Here is a 21,479-nt window from a genome sequence, read left to right on the forward strand (position 1 = left end):
GGCAACGACTGCACCTCGCACGTCATCAGGTCCGGATCGTGGAAGAATGATGCCCGCTACATCCGGCCGGCGAACCGCGACAGCTACGATACCAACGTGCGCTATCCAACCCACGGCTTCCGGGTGGCTCTCTCCCCTTAAGATCGCGAGGAGTATTTGCAATGAGCATCGCCCGCCTGATCGTGCTTTCAGCGGCGCTGGCTCTGCCGTCCGCGGCCGCCCATGCACAGGGAAAGCCTGCGGGGAAGGAAGCGCTGCTGTATTTCGTCTGGCCGCAGGATGGCGCAACCATCAAAGGCGCGTTCTGGTGCCGCTTCGGCCTGCGCAACATGGGCGTGACCCATGCCGGTGACAGCTACCCGAACAGCGGTCATCATCACTTGCTTGTGGATGTCAACGAACCCCTCAATCCAAACGAACCGATCCCCCAGGACAAGGCGCATATGCACTTCGGGGCCGGCCAGACGGAGGCCCGTATCGAACTGCCGCCCGGCAAGCATACTCTGCAATTGGTTCTGGGCGATGCCGGTCACTATCCTTTCAGCCCGCCGCTCGTCTCACAAAAGATTACCGTCACGATCAAATAGCAATCAGGCGCCTTGCGCGTACTTGGGCATCATGGGCTTTCGCCCGGAGAAAACATCCGCGTGGCGATTGATATCAATGTCGATTTTTCGAGGTGGTGCGCTCGGAGGGCGGTCGCATTGAATGGTTTCAACGGTTTTTCCGACGAAACAGCCGATCCTGTACCTGCATCACTCGACCGCTTCATTCCGACTTTCCGGCAAATGCCAGGCTCCTGTCGAAACGTTTGTCCTGCTCGACGGTTTCACGGCGGGTTTTGGAATGAAGACGCTCGGCATTGCGCTGGCCGATCCAGCGGAGCAAACCGCCGAGCAGCCGCGGCATGCGCCCACTGCGAAAATTGGCGGCCATCCATCCCGCAAGGCGCTGCAGACGCGGCGCGACGAACCGCAGAAACAGCTCGTCCTGGAGCGAAACGATGGCTTCTGTGGTGCCCGGATTGCCCTGGCGCGCACAGCGGCCGAACAGTTGACGATCGATGCGCGCGGATTCATGGAATTCCGTAAGGATCACATGAAGACCGCCGGCCTCGATCACCTCCGTGTCGAGCTTGATGTCGGTGCCACGCCCGGCCATGTTGGTGGCGACCGTGATGCGGCCGGCCTGGCCCGCCGCTGCGACGATGTCGGCTTCCTGCTTGTCCTGTCGGGCATTGAGCACCTCGTGGGACAGGCCGGCCTCCGACAGCAGCCGACTGACCTGCTCCGATGCCGCGACCGATCGCGTTCCGATCAGGACCGGACGGCCAACGCGGCGCATCTCCTGCGCCCGCTCGATGACCAGCTTCCATTTTTCCGCATCGGTTGCCGACAGGCGCGTTCCGAGGTGACGCCGGCGCAGCGGGCGGTGGGTCGGAATGCGAACGACTTTCAAGCCGTAGACCGCCCAAAACTCGCCGGTTGACTCTCCGACCGTGCCGGACATGCCGGAGAGCCGCAAATAGCGCCGAAAGAACCGCTGATAGGTGATCCGTGCCTGAGTCCTGCGTTGGCCGGATATTTCGCAGCCTTCTTTGGCCTCAATCATCTGATGCAGGCCTCGCTCCCACGAACGATCTGGCATGACGCGCCCGGTGTATTCGTCAACGATCTGCACCTTGGAATCTGCCACGATATAATGCTTGTCCAATTGGAACAGATGCAGCGCGGAGAGGGCCTGTTCGACAAGCTCATGACGGGCGCGGCGTGATTGCCACAGGAAATCGGCCGCCGAAGCCTTCGAGACCATCTCAGCGAGGCGCTGACGCCCCCGTGGCGTGAGGTGGACCGAATTTCGGCTCTCGTCGACGGAGAAATCCACCAGGTCGGCCAATTCACCGGCAAACCCCAGGGCCAGTTGGTAACGCTCGACGTCGGGCTTGTCGTCGCCGCCGGACAGGATAAGCGGCGTCTTGGCTTCGTCGATCAGAACGCTGTCGGCCTCGTCGATGATCACGAAGTGAAGGCCACGCAGCAGCAAGGAGCGTTCTGCCCTCCCCTTCCCGTCCAGCAAACCGTTGACAAGAACACGCGCCCGCCCGCGACGGTGGCCCAACGCCATGCGGTCGCGCAGATAGTCGAATACGAGATCGCTGTTGGTGCAGAACGCGACGTCGCAGCCGTAAGCCGCGATCCGCTCTTCGGTCGATTGCTCGCGTCGCACCAGGCCGACCGTGAGCCCAAGGGCCTCGTAGACGGGGCGCGTCTGCTCCGCATCGCGTTCCGCAAGATATTTGTTGACGGTAATCACGTGGACGAAGTTACCGGCAAGTGCTGCAGTTACCGCAGGCAGCAACGCTGTAATCGTCTTGCCCTCTCCGGTTTCCATTTCAGCAAGCCCGCCGTTGAGCATTGCCCAGCCACCCATGATCTGGCTGCGGTGATGCCGCAGGCCGAGCCGCCGCGCCGAAGTCTCGCGGATCAGGGCGAAGGCGCGGACCACGATTGATCGTTCGAAGCCATGCCGCGTCAACTCGGCGCGCAGCCGGCCGGCTGCGGCAAGCAACCCCGCATCGGTCGTCGCGGCAAATTCGAAGGCCGCGGCATCGACCGCGTCGGCCACGCGCCTTAGTTGGGCGCCGCCCTTACGCTTTAGCCTCGCGCCGAGTGCCGCATAGCCTTCGGAAATAAAGCGGTCGATCCTCGACTGTTCGGGTTCGACACGCTCCGCATAGGGCCCCACCGCTTCGGCTCCGGGCCACAATTCACGCGACGGTAAGATGGCCTCAAACATTGAGGCGCGCCAGGAACAATTGGCGAAGGCGGCGGAACCATTGGAAGCCCAGCGGTTCCCATTCGTGCTCGAAGCGTACATAGACGCGGCTGCCGAACGCTGCCGCAGGCGTGTCCGGGGGCAGTTCGAGATCGAACTGGAAAATGCGCTGCAGGGTCTTGCGGCCGCGCTGATCGCCGGGGTCGACCGCGGATGCGCCGCCACCCGACGTTCCCAGCGCCTTGCTGGGCAGTTCGTTTCGGCCCGCCGGCGCCTCGCGAACAAGTATCGCGGGATATGTTTCCATGACATTCTGGGCAAGCTTTACGCTAACGCTGCGCAGGCGGTTTCGCACCAGTTCGACATCGTCCTGCGGAACAACAATACGTGCGATGTTGCTTGACGGCGGCGTCACGTAGCCGAGCACTTCGCCTTCGCGATAGAAGCGTCCCGGCAGGTCTTCGGATTTCGCCAACAGAAAGGCACCCTCGGCGCCGCTTGTCGCGACCAGACGGCTTGCCCGCTCCTGCTCACGAATCGCTTCCGACTGCGCGGAAGCAAGCTCGATGCTTGCGATTTCGGCTCGAGCACGATCGGAAAACCGCGTCGCGTCGAGGACGGACTGCAATTCGACGACCCGCCATTGCAGCGTCTTGAGCGTTGCGCGAAGCTGCGGCTCCTCGGTCTCGATCAACGCCTCGCCCGCACGCACGAAAGTACCGGGGTCAACCAGGAGATGTCGGACAAACCCGTCGGTTCCCGCCCGTACGATCGCGTTCTCCGGCAGCCAGATAACGCCTTCGGTCGAAGTATGCAGGGGAAACGGAATCAGGCCCAGAATGACCGCTGCGGCACCGATTGATCCCAGCGTCAGCCCGACCGCGCGCTTACGCACCTTGGTCAGCTTCGGATTGACGAACGCGTATGCCAGCGCCTTGTACGCCGGCAGCACCACGCTGGTGGCGACGCTCCACAGCGCCAACAGAACCCCGACGATGAAATATTGGCTGGCAAGGAACAGTGCCATCCCGAATTGAACGGACAACCGATAGATAAAGGCCGCCGGCGCATAGCCAATGAGCCATTTGAACTCGCCCGGCGCGCCCGCAGGAAGCCGCGTGTCGGCGACCCTGAACAGATATTTGTCGACCAGCGCGGTCCACAGCCGTGACGAACGTACGCCCAGATTGGGAATTTCGATCAGGTCCGAGAGTATATAATAGCCGTCGTAACGCATCAGCGGATTGCCGTTAAAGACGATCGTCGAAATGCCCGCTACGGCCACCACGTTGAAGCAGAATGTGCGGACGGCGCCGGGCTCCATCAGAAGCCATCCGTAAAACGCCAACGCCGCCACAAAGCATTCGACAATCATGCCGCCGGCGCCGACCAGCGCGCGCCGGTATTTGCTCCGCAAACTCGACGAAGCCGACGCGTCGACATAAGGCGTCGGCATCCCCATCAAGAACAGCACCCCAAGTTCATGCACCGCGCCGCCGTAGACCTTGGTCGCGTAACCGTGTCCGAGTTCGTGCAGCACCTTGACGATCGGAAAAACCAGCGACAGCAGCAGCAGATTCTCGGTTGCCAGCAATCGATCGGTGACGTTTTCGGTCAGCTCCGACCAATGCTGCCCGGCCAGCACCAGCGCCGGGACCACAACCGCGATCCAGAGTGAGGCGCCGAACCAACCGAACAGCGGGCGAACCCGCGAAACCGTTCGCTCCAGGAACGCATCGGGATCCCAGATTGGGATGCGCATCGACAGCGGATTAAGCAGCATCTGCCAGATGCGGGAACGCTTTTGGCGCGAATAGCGCTCGAAGACTTCGAGCGAATCCGGCGAATTGCTCGCCTGCAGCAGATCCGATCCGTGGAGCTGCGACAACAATTGCACGATATCGTCCTGCGAGGGCGCGCTGTCACCGCTCCGGCGCACCACTTCGGACCACAGCGAGTCGACCGTGCGCCGGCCATCCATCAGCGCCACAAAAAGATAAGCCGCCGACGAAAGCCGGTGGACGCGAGCCGAAAGCCGGTCTGCAATCACATACCAGGCTTGATCACGATAACGATGGCGCTGAACGAGCGCATTATCGCGAAGCTTCGGGCGCAAGGCCGCGACGCGATACCAGGAGGAACTGAAAAATGGCTGGCTGCTCATCGGCTAGTTCACGGAATCCATTTCCACGCGGCCAACCACAGCCATTCGATCAATGGATGCGCCCATATCCAGACGAGGCGCGCGCGTCCGACTTCGATCTTGCCGACGCCTTCCATGCCGGGCCGCAAGGCTATGGCGTTGTCCTCGAGACGGGCTTCGATGCGGAAGAAATTCTTGCCCTCCTCCGCGACCGCGACCGGGGTGATCTTGGTAAGCGTCAGCGGCAGCGGGCGCCCGGGGAGACCGGCGAGCGCCAACCTGCCCCTCTGGCCGACGCTGACATACCCGATATCACGCTCATCGACCTGCAGAATCACTCGATAGCGGTCCAGCGGCGCGATCTCGAACAGCACCTTGCCGCGCTCCCACTGGCGATCCGAGACTCTGACTGAGATCTCCGGAAACGACGATACCATCGAACGGCGCGGTCAATCGCGTGCGCGCCAATTTTGCTTCGGCAAGCGCAAGTTGCGCTTCCGATTGATGGATTTGCGCCGACAGTGCGACCATTTCGGGCCGATCGTGCTTGGCGAGCGCATCGCGATGTTTCTGTATCAAGCGGTCGCGATCGCTGCGCGCCTTTAGTCGATCAAGCACCAGATCCTTATCGTTCAGGCTTGCAAGCACGTCACCTTCGTGGACGGTATCGCCGGCCCTGATCGGCGCGCTGTTAACAAAGCCGTCGAACGGCGCGACAACCGCGCGCTGCACTACGCCTTCGGTAACCGACTTGGCCGAAACCGTATGTACGCCGGTAGCAACGGCGAGAATTGCTGCCAAAGTGACAACGGCGCCGATGGCAAGCTTGAGTGCGGGATGGCGTGGACCAAACAAGCGCTGAACGCCGTCATGGATGAGGTCGACCGCCCGCCCCGAAATCATGCGGCCCTTGTCATGCTGCAAGTCGACCATAGGCCCGACGAGATTGGCCACGGTTTCGCAAAGTTCGATGGCGGCGTCATCGAAAGCTTCGTCACGATGGCGCTCGAGTGTGATGACACCGACTGAGCGGCCCCTGCTCGGCAAGATCACGGAGGCAACCGCCGCGCGGCCCCCGGCCGCATTGGCAAGACTCTTATGTGCAACCGCGATGCGGCGCTCGGTCGACGGGGTTGGCGGAAAACTCACGACGGCGTTTTGGTCCAGCGTCTCTTCCATCGACCGTCTGGCTCTTGCGCACAAAAGTCGCAGTGTGCGAGATCGCCTTGAGCTGCACGCCGTTACGGCGGCGATTGACGATGCCGACCGACACGCGATCGCAGTGCAAGCGGCCGGCAAGCTCATTGGCCAGCGCCATCGCCGAGGCTTCAAGTCGCCGGTGCTCGCCGGCGACCGCCAACAGATCTAACCCGATCGCCGCGCGTGCCACGCGCTGTGCGCCTTCGTCCGCGCGCTGGCGGGTGAGCAGCATCTCAAGCCAGCCCGCGCCCCAGGCCAGTTGCCGCGCCACCGCTTGCGGATCGAGGCCCGGTCGCGGTCCGACCGAAACCGCGATAATCGCAAACGGTCCGTCGCCGCCAGAACCGATCGGATGCGCCACCATGATCCCGGTCGGCTGCATTTGGCCAAGCGTACCGGAGTGGCAGCGCGCGACCACGCTGCGGCGCTCCCCGGCGGCCTGCTGTGCCGCCTGCGCAAGCTGGTTCAGATCACGCTGGGCGTCCGGCCATGCAGCCGCCGGCGAAAAGGGTGGGACATCGGGATGCGGCTTGTTGCGCAACAACAGAAGCCCAGCCGTAACCCCGCCCACCATGCCGCATTGCAGCCCGAGCCACGCAGAATAGAACTCGCCGGCATCGGACGTTCCGCGCGAGATGATTTCCCAGAGACCGGCCGATCCCGGGGCGAGGCGGCCGTCGCCGGCCAGATTCAGACTGCGCGCGGCCTCGCCTTCTTGTTGAGGATTTCGGTTAAGGTCGTGCATCCACCCGTGCCCCGCCGCCGATCGTCAATCCTGCGCTGTCAGCGGAGTTCTCCGTGTCGCGCTTCGTAATCGCCAATCAGGCTGGTCAGCATCTGGGCGAGACGTTTGGCGGCGAATGGGCTGAGAATGATCCGGTGCAGCAACTGGACCTCGACCTCGCCACTCAGCTCAAGCTCCCAGTTGCGATTGATCCCCAGACTAAGAACGATCTCTTCCTTGGTGCTGCTTGCGTTGCAGACGTTGCAATAGGAACTCTTCAGGTCGCTCGTATCCAGGCGAAGCTTGCCCTTGTCGGTAGCGGTTGAATGACCGTTGGTCACCGCTGCGGGTGTCGCCGCGGGCTCGCTTGTGGAGATGCTCATCACCCTAATCCCTCACTCTTGATTTACGGGCGTAGCTTCCGCAGCCGTAACCGGAAACCGGATCTTGCACTTCAAACCGGCCGGCAACAGATGCTCCGGGTTTGGCAGCTTGAGACGAACCCCGAAGGTACCGCTCGCCGCATCGAGGACGCGATCGACCACCGTCACCGTCGCGGAATATGTCCCCCCGATCGGTGCCTCCGGTTCAATCACGGCCGACGCCTGATTTCGAATCTGGTTGTAGAAACGGGTCGGCACAAACACCTCGACCCGTAACGGATCGACCTGCGCCAACGTCAGAACCGGCGACTGGTCGTTGCGATATTCGCCGGGATGCAGGAGAACCTCGGTCACGATGCCGTCGAACGGCGCGCGAAGCACGCGCTGTTCGACAACGGCGCGGGACTGGTTCACTTCGAGCTGGGCTATCTGAGCATTGAGCTGGGCGATCCGAAGATCCTGCTCCGCCATCCGGGCATTGGCGAGGATTTCTTCGTATGTGGCTGTCGTGGCGACGTTTTTGGCGACGAGCTCTTCGGTGCGCACGTGCTTTCGCTGCAGAAAATCGAGTTTGGCTTCGGCGGATTTGATCGTCGCGTCACTTGACGCCTTGGCCTGCGCCAATGCCAGATTGGCTTCCTCGACGCCAGCCTCGAGCCTGGCGACGACCTGTCCTCCTTTGACGGCGGCGCCGCGATCGACCGTGACCTCTCGAATGACGCCGGAAACGGCGCTCGACAGCTTGACCGTTTGCTGCGGCTCGATCACGCAATCAAAGCTTTCATCGGCCACAACCGCATCCGTTGTCGGCAACGCCGGACTCCGCGTGAGCGCATCCTGTGCCCACGTCGGTCCAGCCGCCAACAGCACGAAACAGAGTGCCGCGCTTCCCACGCAAAACCTGCAACCGCGTCTGCTCATCAGGATCCCATCAAGACTTGTGCGCGATTTCGGTCGGGTCGCTGGTATCGCACAGATCGCTTTCGGCATCACCGATGCCGCACATATGCGTTTTGCCGAGCCGGTCATGGTCATGCGCGGACCACATCGAGGCGGAAGTCGGGTGCTGGCGTCGCCGGTCACAGCGCCGGTGACGTCGACCTGACCTTCGAGTAGCAGGCTCGCGGAATCCGGGATGGCGATCGAGCCCGCAAGCGAGGCTGTGGCACCCTCGATCGTCGCGGCAGCCCCGCTGATGACGACGTGGCGACGGTTGCGCCCCCGTCATGTTGTTCTGGCTCACCAGTGTCGGCGCAGTCGTGTCCGGCGCAACCCTGCCCGTGATCGGCGACGGCGGCGATTGCACCGATCACGTCCGCCCCCGCCAACGATCGCCGCGATACATACATCATGCCGCGGCCTTGCCGCTGCTGGTCACCACGAAGGCGACCTGGTTCGGGTTGCTCGCATCGAGTACAAGTTCCATCCCGTTACCGAGTTGCGGAAGGTTGATGGTCGAGAAGGCTCCGCTGATGCCACCATCGGCCTCCAGCACCACAAAACGTGATCCCAAAGTCGCGGTGAAGTTCGGAGGTAGATTGACGTTGAGCGTACCGTTGAGCGCGGCGGCACCTGTGATCAGAATATCTGAATTGATACCGAAGACCCCGGAAGTATTCGACAACGTGACGGAACAAACGGCCGAAGACTCCAACGTGGTGTTTCCAATCACCTCGACTTCCGGTGGCTGCTGCGTCGTCGTTATCGAACCTGTCAGGTCCAGATCGTTGAAGAAGAAGACCACGCCGCCGTCGCTCTTGAACTCGCCGTTGCCGGTCACGCTACCTTGGAAGGGAACGCCGCCGCCAAAGTTCTGGCCTTCCGTGCTGTCGACCAGGCCGTCGTTCTGGAAGCCCACGGAGATGTTGGGTCCGGAGCTGCCAGCGATAACAAACGTGCCGCGGTTATCGAACAGCGTCGTCGTCCTGTCATTGTTGGTCTGCAAGAACGTGAAATCGGATAGAATCGACGTGAATGTCGCCCCGACTTCGTTTCGGATCATGCCTTCCGATCCATCGGCACCCTGAAGGTTGATGTCGCCGCTGGTCCAGGTCGCCTGCCCCTGATTGATCAGGAGGTGGCCACCATCGAGCGTCATCCCGACCAGCTCGAGATTAGGGTCAGCATTAGCGGACGCAGCGATCGAGAGCGATCCTTGCGTGACCGTCGTGCCCGTTCCCTTCATTTCGCCGCCGGTCACCGTGGTCGCGCCGGTAACGGTCACCTTGCCGGCGCCACCCAGCACGCCGCCGAGGCTGAGCGAGCCGATCACAGCCACGCCATCATTGTCGAACTCGCCGGCGACGCTCAATGTACCGTCGATGCTCACATAGGATGTCGTGGAGAGCTGGCCGGAATTGACCGACAGCGTGGCACCGCCGGTCATGACCAGCGAGTGGACCGACGCGATTGTCGAATCGTAGGTGACGGTCTGGTTTGGACCCAGACTAATCAGGACGTCGTCGTTGGCGGTCGGAACCGCCCCGGCGCTCCAATTGGCGGCGTTGTTCCAATCGCCTCCGGTCGCACCGATCCACGTGTCGCTGAATTGCGGCGTCTCGCTGAATTGCGTCGTCAGCACATCGGTGCCGAGCGGATTGCCTGCCTTGTCCGTCACCTTGGTGGCATCAAGACGGAAGGAATATTGTCCAGCGGACTGCAATGGCGCGTAGGTGATCACAACCTGCCGGTTGAAGTCGGCCAGCCTGATGTCGGCAGGCGAAAGCACCACTCCGTTCGGACCGATGAGAGCGAACGTTGATGCGTTCACCGTGTTCGGATCGAGTGGAGCCGAGAAGTTGAAGACGAATTGCGGCGCAGGCGTCGTCAACGCATCGCCGTTGTGGATGTTTTGACTGACCAGCGCCAGCGGCACGTTGGCCGGGGTCAGTTGCAGATTGATCGGGTCCGACAGCCTCACCACGCCGAGGTTGTCCGTGGCGCGGATTTGCAAAGTCAACTGCGGACTGTTGGCCTGCAAGGTTGGCAGCATCGCGGAGAGATTGAACGGCGCCCCTGTGCTGGTCGCAAGCACAGTCGTCGTCCCGTCAGGGTTGATGCTCACCAATTTGACATTGGCAATCGTTGCCTTGTCTGTCACGCTGAGTGCGAACGACACCGTCGAGCCCTCCGTGATCTGGATCGGCGTTTTCCCTGGTGTCAAGCCCGAGACGATCTGGCTCTGCAGGCTGCCGAAAGCGGGATCGGCGTCGACCAGGAAAGTCGCCGTGGCTCCGAGCACGACGGTGCCGGTGTTGGTGAATGGTCCGGTGAACTCCTCGCTCACGCCGTCACCGACGTTGACGATACCGCTGTTGAAGAATGTCACCCCAATGCTTGCGGGGGCGCCTCCGGTCTGGTTGACCGTGCCTTGGTTGTTGAACAGCGCTGCGGAGGGACCGTCGACACAGGACATCTGTGCAGTAGTCAAGGACGGATCGTTGACGTCGATGTTGAAGACGGCTCCGGCGTCGTTTTGCAGGATCCCGTCAAGCAACGTGGCGGAGTTGCGCTTGAGTGATGAACCCGTAGAGGTCGACGCAACAGTAACCAAACCGAACTGAATTGCGCCGTCGAACCAGTTGGCGACGCCCTGGTTTTCCAATGTCCAGCCGCCTGCGAGAGTGATACCTGACGCTTCAATCGTCAGGCCACCTTGGGCGATCATCGTGCCGGTTCCGATCAGCGCACCGCCTGATAAATCCGTGGTGCCGGTGACGGTGACCACACCCGACCCCGTCAAGATCCCACCATCCAGGGATAGAGAACCAAGGGTTAGCGAATCGTTGTCCACGACCGTTCCGTCGCCGGAAATGCCAAGCGCGGCGAGCGTGCGCGCACCCGCAATCGTCAGCGTTCCCGTGAAGACATTCGTGTTTGCGGGGGTGTAGATGGCGGTGGATTCGATCGTCGCGCTTGCAGCCCCGAACGCCACCCTGCCCGATCCCGCAATGGTGCCCGTGATGTCGAACGTGTTGCCGAAGATCGACAGGCGGTTACCGGAAGCAACCGAGATCGTGCCACCGAGATTGGCGCTGACTCCGCTACCCTGGAAATCCACTAACGCAGCATTGATGACGGAGGTCGCAGTGAAATCGGAGGTTCCGTTACCGCCAAACCCGATGGCGCCGGTGCCGGTGAACAATCCCGACTGAGTGCCGCCGCCATTGAGTTCGATGAAACTGCCTTGAACGTCGATGGTGCCGCTGTTGGTGAGCAGGACGAACACGTCGATTCCGCCCTGGCCGCTGACGATCATCGTGCCGCGATTGTCGAATGCGGCGGACTGGCCGTCATCGGCGTCGCCGAAGTTTTCTGCGAGGATCGATCCTCCTCCCGACGGCATCGCGTTGAAGGTCCCCTGGGCGTCGTTGATGATCATGCCAGCAGCGGGATTCCCCGTGTCGTCGGGATTGAGATCGATGTTGCCGGCTGTCCAGTTGACGATGCCCTGATTTTCCAGCACGCGACCGTCATCAAGTCCCATCCCAAGGCCGGATGGGTCTACCGGCGGCGTGCTGATGGTCAGGGTGCCCTGAATGATGGTTCTGCCGGGCCCGATCATTTGTCCGTCGGAAACATTTGCTTGATCCAAAACGGTAACGGTTCCGGTGCCGGCAAGCGTTCCGCCGCCCTCCAGCCTGAAGGTGCCTATGTTCAGCGTGCCGACCTCGAGCGCGCCGTTGGCCACGATCGTTCCAGGGCCGGCGACACTGAGGGTGTTGACGAATTGCGTGCCGGTGATCGTCAGCGTTCCACCGGTCACGCCCGTTTCGGCGACGGTGTAGGTGGCATCAGGCGCGATGCTTACGCTTCCACTCGTCACTTCTATGCTGCCCGCGCCGGTAACGGTCCCGCCGATGGAGACGTTCCCGGCGATCGACAGTTGATCGCCCGCCGCAACGGTGATCGTGCCGCTGTTGGTAAATGCGGTTGAGATGCTGAATCCACCCGTACCACCGGTGTTCAGCGAACCCTTATTGTCAAACAGGGCAGATTGGCCCGTATCGCCGTCAGCGAACTGATTGGCAAAGATCGATCCACCGAAGGTCGGAGCGGCGTTGAAGGTCGCGCCGGCATCGTTGCGGATCGTCCCGGCGGCCGCTTCGCCCGTGTCATTGTTATTGAGGTTGATGTTGCCGCCGAGCCAATTGATCGTGCCCTGATTCTCCAGGACCCGTCCATCGTCGAGCCCGAGTGCCGAGATTCCCTGACCGGACGGCTGGCCGGCGATGTTCAGGACTCCCTGAATGATCGTCGTGCCCGAACCGAGCATCAGCGCATTTTCTACCGTCGCCGTACCCGTTATAGCCACAGTACCAGTGCCCGCGAGCGTTCCGCCCGGCCCAATCTGCAAGTTGGTCAGGCCGGTCATACCGTCGGCGACGAAGGTGGTGCCGGTCGCAATATCGAGCGTGCCTTGAACATTGGCGGCGTCGGCCACGTTGAGTGAGCCCTGGAGGACTGAGAGCGTGCCTCCGCCGACGAGCGCGAGCGAGTGAACGCTCTCGTTTCCGGTGACCGACAGCGAAGCCGTGTTTCCGAGGCCGATGAAAACATCATCGGTCGCGGTAGGAACCCGCCCCGCGCTCCAGTTCGCCGCATCTTCCCAAGAACCGCCGCTGACCGGGCCGATCCACTTGTCGGTGAACTGTTCGACGGTGAAATCGGTCGTGAGAACACTAGTTCCGAGCGTGTTGCCCGTGGCATCGGTAATCGTCGACGTGTCGATTTCGAGCTTGTACTGACCAGGAGCGAGACTTTGGTTATAGGCAATCTCGACCGTCTTACCGTTGTCGTGGCTTCCGACGGAGAGCGGAATTTGTGTTCCGTTCGGCCCGACGAGGACGAACGAGCCACCCTCCAGCTCGGTGACCGGCTTGGAGAGGGTAAGAACCACCTGACCGGGATCGGTCGTGCGGATGTCACCCTCATGCAGGCTCTGGCTGACGAGCGTCAAGGGCGTCGTGTCGGGCACCAGCGTCACATTGAACGGCGACGACAGGGCAATATTGCCGCCGGTATCGGTCGCGCGTACCTGAAGCGTGACGTTCGTCGCGCCATCCAGTTCGCTGATGGTCGGCAACACGCCAGAGATGTTGAATGGGAACGTCACGCTATTTTGCAGAACGGTTGTGATCGTCAGGCCGGTGACGGGATCTGTGGCCGTAGCCACCAGTTCCACGTTGCGCACCTGCACGTCGTCAGCGACCTTGACATTGAAGGAGACCTGCTGGCCTTCCACCAGTTGGACGCCCGGTGCCGACGGATTGATGCTGGTCGGCGTCGACAACACCTGAATCGTCGGCGCGACACCTTTGGTGTCGGTCGCTTCGTAGTTGACGATCTGGAGGCCGCCTGTGCCGTCGGCGACGAAGGCGGTGCCCTCCCCGATCGCTACGTCGAACGGATTGGCCGGCAGCGTGAAGCTGGTAATGAACTGATTGGTTGTGGTCGGATTGGAGGCGTTGAGAACATCGAACAGGATCGGCGATCCTGGGGTGAAGCGGAGTTGGCCGACCGTGACGGCAAGGCCGGAGCCGTTGATGGCCATGGCGTCACCGACGATGCCGTCGGAGAACGAACCCGAGGCCAACACGGTCGGCGCGTCGGGATTGCTGACGTCGATCGTGACGTAACCGGCAGCCCCGTCATTGACATAGGCAATGCCGTTGCCGACGGTGATTTTACCGCTTTCTCCCGGAATGTTGTTAATGAGAGGAACGGTCGTCGACCCGCGCAGCACCATCTGACCGCTGCTGATGTCGACCACGCTGAGCCGATTGTTGCCGTCGTTGTCCATCACATAGAGCATGGAGCCTTCGACGGCGAGGCCCGTAATGGGTCCTGCGTTGGCTCCCTCGGGCTGGATCGACTGCACCACCTGGCCAGAAACGAGATCGATGGCATCCAGTGTGCTGCCGTCATTGACGTAGGCGATGCCGTTCACGATCTTGACCTGGTCGGCGTTGATCGGAATGGTTTCCAGGAGCTTCGGGCTCGTTGCATTCTCGACATCGATGAGCTGCAACGCTGCCGGTGGCAACGGCGGCGATCTTCAGGCTGGAATCGACTGCAACGTCCACAGCGTTGCCCGAGAGCTTGAGCTGGCTGAGCAGAACCGGATTCTTGGCGTTGGTCGCATCCAGAATGGCAAGGCCATAGCTGCCGGTCGCCACATAGGCGGTCTGCTGATTGCTGCCGTTGGTCGAGCCGGCGAGCGCCACCGCCTTGGCTTCGCCCTGAAGCGGCACGCTTGCGACAATGCCGGTGGTCGTGGTGAGGGATGTTGAGGTCGCGTTCAGGCCCTCGTCGAGCGCCTCGAGGTCGGTCATGCCCTTGACGATCTGGTCCATCGGTCCGGTCGGGTTGAGGCCGAGAATAGCCTTCACGGCGTCCGGCAATCCGTCGCCATTGCTGTCGGGCAGACCGTCGAAGCTCTGGAAGTGAAGAACGTCAGGCAAGCTGGACGGCGTACCCGACGGCCCGGTTGACGCCGTAACCATCGCAAACGTGTTGTACCTGGCGTCGACGATGCCGAATTGATAGGTCGTGTTCGGCGGCAGGAACGCCTGCACCGATCCGTTCGCGTCCGAGGTGCCGCGAATGACGGTTCCGTCGGGCAGGAAGAACGCGTATGGCGCATTCGGCGGGCTGCCTGCCAACACGTTGTAGGCTTGATCGAACGCGGTCCCCAGTTGGTTGTCGTCCGGCAATTGCTGCTGAACTTGCTGGAAATCTGTGATCGCGGCTTGCGTATCGGACAATTGCTGCAAATCGGCCGGAAGTTCTGCGAGGCCCTGCGCGATCGGATCGGTGCTGTCGCCGGCCGTCGCATCAAAGCGGTTCAGTTGCGAAGTCGCGGGCTTCGGACCCGAGCCAGAGCTGTTTTGGATAGAGAGAATCTTTGTCAAAATCGGCTGCAACTGATCGGACGCCATCTTTCCAATGGCGGCGATGACTCCCTTTTCGATATCCGTGATCAAATCGTTGGCGCGTTTGAGCAGGTTATTGAGCGTGTCGAAAAGCCCCTCCGCGCCCTTAAGCACCAACCTGGCCAAGAAACTGGTCGCGCAGCCGTCCTCGTCGATCTTGTGAAGCGCGGCGGCTATGGCATCGGCAATCGGCTGTGCGACGGCAAGCGCCGTCTTTAACGTCTTTAAGGGCCCTTCCGCCTCCATGGCGGTTGCGGCACTTAAGGAAATCAGGTCGCTAAGCGCTGAACTGAGGCTTTTGGCGGTCGCATTCGCCTGGGCCTGGGTCAAGGTTCCCGCATTGAAGTTGTTGATGAACGTCGATCCGGTCTGGAACAGATTGTAACCGTCTTTCAGCACGGTGAGGCCGTTGGCGAGGATCGCCCCGGCGGGGAAGGCGTCCTTGAGTGCCCGTACCGCCTTCAGCCCATCGCTAATGAGCGTGTCAGCTATCTGGTTGACGACGTTGCCGAGGCTGCACGTCGGCGGTTTCATTGGGGTGTTGCTCGTCATCGACCCTGCCGGCGTCATGCTGTGCCAGCCGATCTTGGTGACGCCCGAGCCCGGGTCGGTGGTGACGGTCTTGCCGTCGGCCGAGACGGTGCAGGTACCGTCGATCTCCAGCCGCCCGGTGGTGTAATCGAAGGTGAGCAGGTTGGTCTTGCTGCCCGGGGGCAGGTTGAAGACGTTGGGCAGCGTGAGCTGTGCCGGCGTCGTGAACGAGGAGAGCCCCGGCGCCTGGATGGTCAGGTCGAAGGAATGCTGCGACAGGCCGGGCGGGAGCATGTCCTTGATGGTGTCGCGCGGTACCACGCTGAAGCCGACCTGCGCGGTCGGCGGCAACGGCTGGCCGTCCTCACCAATCAGCGAGCCCGGCGCGACCGTGAGCGTCATCTCCTGCAGTTGCTCGGGCGTCAGGGTTGGCGAGGAATCGGCCGTGGTGTGCAGCACGGTCGGTGCATTCTGGTTCAACGTCTGCATCACGTCAGTCGACAGCCGCGGCAGGAAGAGCTGCTGGTTGTCGGTATTGGCGAGCTGCGACTCGACGGAGCCGCGGCTCCCCTCGATAGTGTTGTCCTGGCCGGGCTTGACGTTGAGGTCGACGACCAGCACCGGGAAGGTCACGCCGGTCGGATTATTGGTCGCGGTGCGGCCGTCGATCACGACCTTGACGTCGCCGACCGGGGCGGATGCGAAGGTAAAGCGGCCCTGCGCATCGGTCTGCACCGCCTCGTCCTCGTGGCCGAGAATGTAGACGGTGACGCCAGCGATCGGCCGGGGCGTGTCGGTGGTGCCGATATCCAATTGGGGACCGGGATCGAGAATCTGGCCGCTGATCGAGGTGCCGGCGACATCGGCGTTGTTCACCGTTTGGAAGGAGGTCGTGAACACGCTGCCGGGCTGGCCGGTGCCGGCGGCATCGAGCTCTTGCCCGTCGGCGGCACCGACGATCTTGCTGCCGTCGACGTGCAAGGTGATGGTCTGACCACCCGGCAGGCCTTCCCCGGACGGGAATAACCATGCATGCATGTGGTCGGCCCATGGCACGATCGTGGTCGCGATCTTGTTGCCGGCCGAATCGGTGAGGAAGAAGCTGTCGCTGGTCAGCGTCGAGACATCGACCGCGCGCGAGAACGTAACGAACGGACGGAAGGTCACCCCGACAGTGCCGGCTCCGTCGGCCGGATTGACGCTCGTGATCGTGAGCGGAATGAGCTTCAACAGCGCGACCAAAAAGGACTGTGTCGTCACGTTGCCAGCCACATCGCTTGCGGTAACCGTGAGCGTGTGCATTCCGACGCCAAGTTTCGACAGGTCGAACGCCTGATTGAAGCTGTTATGCGCGGTGGTGTCGAACACGACCGAGGTCGAAGTTCCACCGTCGAACGAATATGAAAGGCCGGTCACGGCGACGCCGGCAGACGTCGTTACGTTGCCGGTCAAGCCGGTTCCGGCCTGAAGCAGCGCGCCGTCGGCGAGTCCATTGGTGAAGTTGATCTGCGGCGACTGGCTCGCCAGCGTGAAGTTCACGGTAAGCGGGTTCGTCGTATTGCCGGCGACATCCTTGGCCAGGAATGTCACGGTGTGCTGGCCGTCCGCCGAGCCGTCGAGCGGGAAGTTTACGGGCACTGAGAACTTGCCGGTCTTGTCGAAGGTCACCGGCACGAAGGTGCCGTTGTCGATCTTCACCTCAAGCGAGGCGACCCCGGACAGATCGTTGAGCACATGGCCGGTGATGACCGGATTCTTGTTGGTGACGAGACCCGTGGTGGGCTGGTCGAACTCGACCTTTGGCGGTGAAGTGTTATTGGTCGGGTCGAACGTCTTGAGCACGGCATCGCCGACGTTCCGGCCGAGCGCCTGGCCGGCGACATTGGAGAACTGGAAGTCAGTGCCGGCAAAGATGCCACTGCGCCCCGCTTCCTGCGCGGCCTGGCTGAAGCTCGTGAAATTGCGCGTCGCGCCGGACGCAGACATTGCCGAGAAGGCAACGTTCTGGCCGAAGAAGCTGCCGAGAATGTCGGCTGCGGTTGCGCTCATCGAGGCCTGGGTCTGGACATATTCCGGCTCTTCCGGCGTGTTCAAGAGCGGGGTGAAGTTCGGATCGGAGGTCTTTTGGACCGCGCTAACCGGGCTCCAAAGATCAAAATTATACTTGGCATTCCATGTGGCGATCGCCGAGTCGGCCAAGCCGACATTGAGCTCGCCAAACAGCCGCGCCTCGTCGGCAAGGCTGCTGCCTTGCTTTAGCGCGACCTGCTCCGCGATCTGGTTCCACTGCCCGGCCTCCGTCAGCGTGCCACCATTATCGCCCCAGAATTGTGCGCTCTGTGTCTGATCGGCGGTGCGCGTGGTGCTGCCGGCGCTGCCGAGCGACTGAACCTCCGAGAGGCTCGCCAGATATTCGGCGCTGGTGAGCCCGGGCGGCGGTGCAATCGTCGACAGGAACTGGTTCGGGCTCGACAAAACGAAGGGCGTGACGTTGGCGAATTCCGGACGGATTGCGAGTCCAAAGGTCGGCCCGGTCGAGCGCCATTGTCCGTCCTGGGTGCTGTCGTCGAATTGACCAATCACCTGCGAGCCGTCATTGGCGCGCAATGCCAAGACCTGGTCTGCCACCGAAAGCCCGAGTGCAATTCCGTTGGCCTTACCTTGATCGGTCGAGCCGTCGCCGATATTCGCGAGCGCCGCCCGGTACTGCGCGTCGAGCGAGGTCGCCTGGCCGGGGAACAGATTTACCAGCACCTCATGCGCCGCGGTTGCAATGGCCGCGTCCGCCGAGGTCCCGGCGAGAGCGGTCGCCTGGACCATGAAGGCAGGCGTGCCGTCGATCGCGTTGATGGTGTCGAGCACGGCGACGCTCTCGATCGCCAGGACGCGCGACGCCGATGCCGGATCGAGCGCGGCCGCCTGAATGGCGCTGAGCGTGATTTGATCCCACTGCTGCACGGGGTCCGCGGTATCCAGCGTGAAGCTGACGGTGGTGGTGGTGACGTTGCCGGCGGTATCGGTTGCGGTCAACTGCACCGCGTAGGACCCATCCGCGAGCTTGGTGGCGCCCAAGAGCCCGGCCAATTGCTGCGCCGTCAGCGTGAACGCGCCGCCACTGCCCAAGGCCACGTTCAAGGGTTTGCTGGTCGCACCCGCAATCTGCGCGGTCAGGCTGAGCGTGTCGCCGAATACCGCATCGGGTGTCGTCGCCGTGCCGCTGATGGTGAGGTTGGCATTGTTGGTGACGCTATTGGGTGCGCTGGTGACCTTCACCACGGGAGCCGCCGTGTCCAGCGTGAAGCTGACGGTCGTGGTGCTGGCGTTGCCGGCGGCATCGGTTGCGGTCAATTGCACCGCGTAGGACCCATCCGCGAGCTTGGTGGCGCCCGAGAGCCCGGCCAATTGCTGCGCCGTCAGCGTGAACACCCCGCCACTGCCCAAGGCCACGTTCAAGGGCTTGCCGGTCGCGCCCGCAAGCTGCGCGGTCAGGCTGAGGGTGTCGCCGAATGCCGCATCGGGTGTCGTCGCCGTACCGCTGATGGTGAGGTTGGCATTGTTGGTGACGCTATTGGGTGCGCTGGTGACCGTCACCACGGGAGCCGCGGTATCCAGCGTGAAGCTGACGGCAAAAGACGTGGCGTTGCCGGCCTGATCGACCGCAGTCAGGTGCAGCGTGTGCTTGCCGTCGGCGAGCGTGCCGCCGGCGATATTGGCAAGCTGCGCAGCAGTGAGCGTAAACGATCCATTGGCGTTAATCGCCTTGGACAAATCGACAAAGCTCGATGCCGGGGCGGAATCGAATCCGCCGCTGAACCTGACGATCGCGTCGGTGAACGCTGCCACCGTGCCGCTGATGGTGTCGTCACTGGTGACACCATCGGTTGCGCTTGAGCCGGTATCGTGCGCGAGGCCAGCGGTGATCGATGGCGCCTTGGTCGCAAGCGTGAACTGCACATTGAACGCGCGCGCATTGCCGAAGATGTCGGTCGCGATGAGGTGCAGCGTGTGTGGGCCGTCGGCGAGCGTTCCGCCGGCGAGCTGTGCCAACAACGCCGGGGTCAGCGTGAAGGTGCTGTCTGCATTGATCTGCTTGGTGAGATCGGCAAATGCCGACGGCGCCTCGGCGTCGAAGCCGGCGACGAGCTTGCCGACACCGTCGACCGCGGCGATCTTGCCGGCGACGGTATCGTTGCTGGTGATGGCGTCGGTCGCGCTTACGCCGGTGTCGCCGGCAAGCAGAGCGCTGAGGGTGGGCCGCAGGTCGATAGGCGTGGTGTGAAAGTGGCCGTCCTGAAGCGGATCGACGTTGATATCGTCGATCGACACCTGGCGCGGGAACGCGCCGGCGACGAACGTACTCGCGGCGTCGATCGTCCCCTCGACCGTCAACTTTCCGATCTTGCTTGCCGTACCGCCGATCAGCGTGTTGCTGCCGTCGTCGAGCACGCCGTCGACCGGATCGACGCCGACGCGGATACGCGAGCCGATCACCGAGCCGCCCACGGAGAACTGGTCGATTTCCCCCTGCCCGAATTGATCGGCATTGGCGCCAGTGCCACCGATCTTGCCGTCAGCCCCAAGGTCCGCGCCGATCAAGAGCAGCGCGTGCGAGAGATTGCCGCCGACGTCAAGCTCGGTGAGACGCGGCGTGGCGATCTGGCCGTCGAAGTCGCCGGAGGTCGACAGTTCCTGCACCGAGTTGGTGAAGTCGCCGTCCCAATCCTGCGCGACGGAGCCGGCCGCGATCTTGCCCGTATCGCCGACGACGTACCACAGCCCGCCGGTGATCGCGCCGCCCACCGATACCGAATTGAGCGATGTGTGCACCAGCGCCCCGGACAACGACAGCGACGCGCCGAAATTACCCTGGCTCGACAATTGGCCGATGCTGGTGCCGGTGATCTGACTCGGCGCGTTGCCGTCGGCGATCCAGCTGTTGACCGCCAGGCTGCCGATCGCACCCGCCGCGGTCAGGTTCAGATCGGTGATGTTGCCGAGGTCGACGTCGGCGGTCGGGGAAAGGCTCTGCAAATGAAATTGCGAATTCGGCTTGAAATCGCCTAGCGACACGCTGCTGATCGCACCTTCGGCGGTGAAGTTGCCCTGCACGTCGACGCTTTGGCCGGACACCGACCCGATCGCCGCCTGAATATCGATGCCGTTAAGCAGGAAGTGCGGGGCGCCCGAACCGGTCGACAAGGTGAGCTGCGAGTTCGCATTGGTGCCGGTGACCGTGAGCTGCAAACCGCTCGGACCATCGGTAATCTGCCAGGCGCCCTGGCCGTGGAGCGAAACCGACAACTGCGCCCCGTTGGTTTCTTGCACGATGGCGGGGTGGGAACTGCTGGCTTCAACTGTTGTCGTTGCAGGCGGGGTTGAGGGCAACAAGACGACCGGGGTCGCGCTCATCAGAATGCGCGGCTCGAGTGTCTCAAACATCACCGGCGTGTCGGCGACTTGCTCCTTCTTGTTCTTGTCGTCGGCGCGCGAATCCATTGACCCAAAAGCCCATCACTCTGCCCCCCACGTTGATGGAAGCTGCGTTGCGCGAGCCCCTCGCGCGGCGCAGCCCTACTTGAGTAAGGGCCACATCCCTCCATACGGTTGATTACGTTGTTGTGACGATCGTTTCGCTATCCAGAATATGTTTAGAAACATATTCCAACTGCTCGGGCGCAACCAATGTTTGGAAAGTTTTGCTCCAATGTGCGTTGTCGCGCCCATGGATTACGCTTCGCGAGCGGACCAACTGTCACCAGAAAAACATCCACGATCAAATAGAGCTGCGA

Annotated in this window: 10 protein-coding genes; 1 reads left to right on the forward strand and 9 read right to left on the reverse strand. The window is 62.3% G+C overall.

All coding sequences use genetic code 11. The features are described 5' to 3' along the window. The first annotated feature begins 161 nt into the window (after positions 1 to 161). On the forward strand, positions 162 to 587 hold the full coding sequence (locus tag VNX23_RS23805; protein ID WP_325634022.1) for a DUF4399 domain-containing protein: 426 nt from the start codon (positions 162 to 164) through the stop codon (positions 585 to 587). 181 nt (positions 588 to 768) lie between these two features. On the opposite strand, the gene VNX23_RS23810 is transcribed toward VNX23_RS23805, so the two are convergent. The 9 genes from VNX23_RS23810 to VNX23_RS23850 all read right to left on the reverse strand — a co-directional run bounded on the left by VNX23_RS23810 (position 769) and on the right by VNX23_RS23850 (position 21,186). Beyond that, positions 769 to 2,796 (reverse strand): preprotein translocase subunit SecA, encoded by a 2,028-nt coding sequence (locus VNX23_RS23810; protein WP_325634023.1) that lies wholly within the window; start codon positions 2,794 to 2,796, stop codon positions 769 to 771. Then, the gene (locus tag VNX23_RS23815; RefSeq protein WP_325634024.1) at positions 2,789 to 4,939 is read right to left on the reverse strand and encodes a peptidase M50; all 2,151 of its coding nucleotides are present in this window, start codon (positions 4,937 to 4,939) and stop codon (positions 2,789 to 2,791) included. The genes VNX23_RS23810 and VNX23_RS23815 overlap by 8 nt, the downstream gene beginning before the upstream one ends. A gap of 8 nt (positions 4,940 to 4,947) precedes the next feature. Further along, positions 4,948 to 5,292, reverse strand: coding sequence for an HlyD family secretion protein (locus VNX23_RS23820; protein WP_325634025.1), 345 nt, complete (start codon positions 5,290 to 5,292; stop codon positions 4,948 to 4,950). After that, entirely contained in the window at positions 5,237 to 6,097 is an 861-nt protein-coding gene (locus VNX23_RS23825) for an HlyD family efflux transporter periplasmic adaptor subunit (RefSeq protein ID WP_325634026.1), read from the reverse strand. Before VNX23_RS23825 ends, VNX23_RS23820 begins: the two co-directional genes overlap by 56 nt. Continuing rightward, the gene (locus VNX23_RS23830; RefSeq protein WP_325634027.1) at positions 6,015 to 6,863 is read right to left on the reverse strand and encodes a hypothetical protein; all 849 of its coding nucleotides are present in this window, start codon (positions 6,861 to 6,863) and stop codon (positions 6,015 to 6,017) included. The genes VNX23_RS23825 and VNX23_RS23830 overlap by 83 nt, the downstream gene beginning before the upstream one ends. A 38-nt stretch (positions 6,864 to 6,901) precedes the next feature. Continuing rightward, a complete protein-coding gene (locus tag VNX23_RS23835; RefSeq protein ID WP_325634028.1) occupies positions 6,902 to 7,225 on the reverse strand; it encodes a DUF3467 domain-containing protein in 324 nt (107 codons plus the stop codon). A 12-nt stretch (positions 7,226 to 7,237) separates the two neighbouring features. Beyond that, positions 7,238 to 8,038 carry an efflux RND transporter periplasmic adaptor subunit gene (locus tag VNX23_RS23840; RefSeq protein ID WP_325634029.1) on the reverse strand — a complete coding sequence of 267 codons (801 nt, stop codon included), beginning with the start codon at positions 8,036 to 8,038 and terminating at the stop codon, positions 7,238 to 7,240. A gap of 535 nt (positions 8,039 to 8,573) precedes the next feature. Further along, a complete protein-coding gene (locus VNX23_RS23845) occupies positions 8,574 to 14,255 on the reverse strand; it encodes a beta strand repeat-containing protein (RefSeq protein ID WP_325634030.1) in 5,682 nt (1,893 codons plus the stop codon). Continuing rightward, complete coding sequence (locus VNX23_RS23850; protein ID WP_325634031.1) at positions 14,149 to 21,186, reverse strand: Ig-like domain-containing protein; 7,038 nt, start codon at positions 21,184 to 21,186, stop codon at positions 14,149 to 14,151. The genes VNX23_RS23845 and VNX23_RS23850 overlap by 107 nt, the downstream gene beginning before the upstream one ends. Positions 21,187 to 21,479: the final 293 nt, after the last annotated feature.

This window comes from Bradyrhizobium sp. (assembly GCF_035570375.1).
Taxonomy (GTDB): domain Bacteria; phylum Pseudomonadota; class Alphaproteobacteria; order Rhizobiales; family Xanthobacteraceae; genus Bradyrhizobium.

Bases quoted from the DNA above. Each gene is read 5' to 3' on its own strand.
- VNX23_RS23805 (WP_325634022.1), top strand. From the start codon at position 162: ATGAGCATCGCCCGCCTGATCGTGCTTTCAGCGGCGCTGGCTCTGCCG.
- VNX23_RS23810 (WP_325634023.1), bottom strand. From the start codon at position 2,796: ATGTTTGAGGCCATCTTACCGTCGCGTGAATTGTGGCCCGGAGCCGAA.
- VNX23_RS23815 (WP_325634024.1), bottom strand. From the start codon at position 4,939: ATGAGCAGCCAGCCATTTTTCAGTTCCTCCTGGTATCGCGTCGCGGCC.
- VNX23_RS23825 (WP_325634026.1), bottom strand. From the start codon at position 6,097: ATGGAAGAGACGCTGGACCAAAACGCCGTCGTGAGTTTTCCGCCAACC.
- VNX23_RS23830 (WP_325634027.1), bottom strand. From the start codon at position 6,863: ATGCACGACCTTAACCGAAATCCTCAACAAGAAGGCGAGGCCGCGCGC.
- VNX23_RS23835 (WP_325634028.1), bottom strand. From the start codon at position 7,225: ATGAGCATCTCCACAAGCGAGCCCGCGGCGACACCCGCAGCGGTGACC.
- VNX23_RS23850 (WP_325634031.1), bottom strand. From the start codon at position 21,186: ATGGATTCGCGCGCCGACGACAAGAACAAGAAGGAGCAAGTCGCCGAC.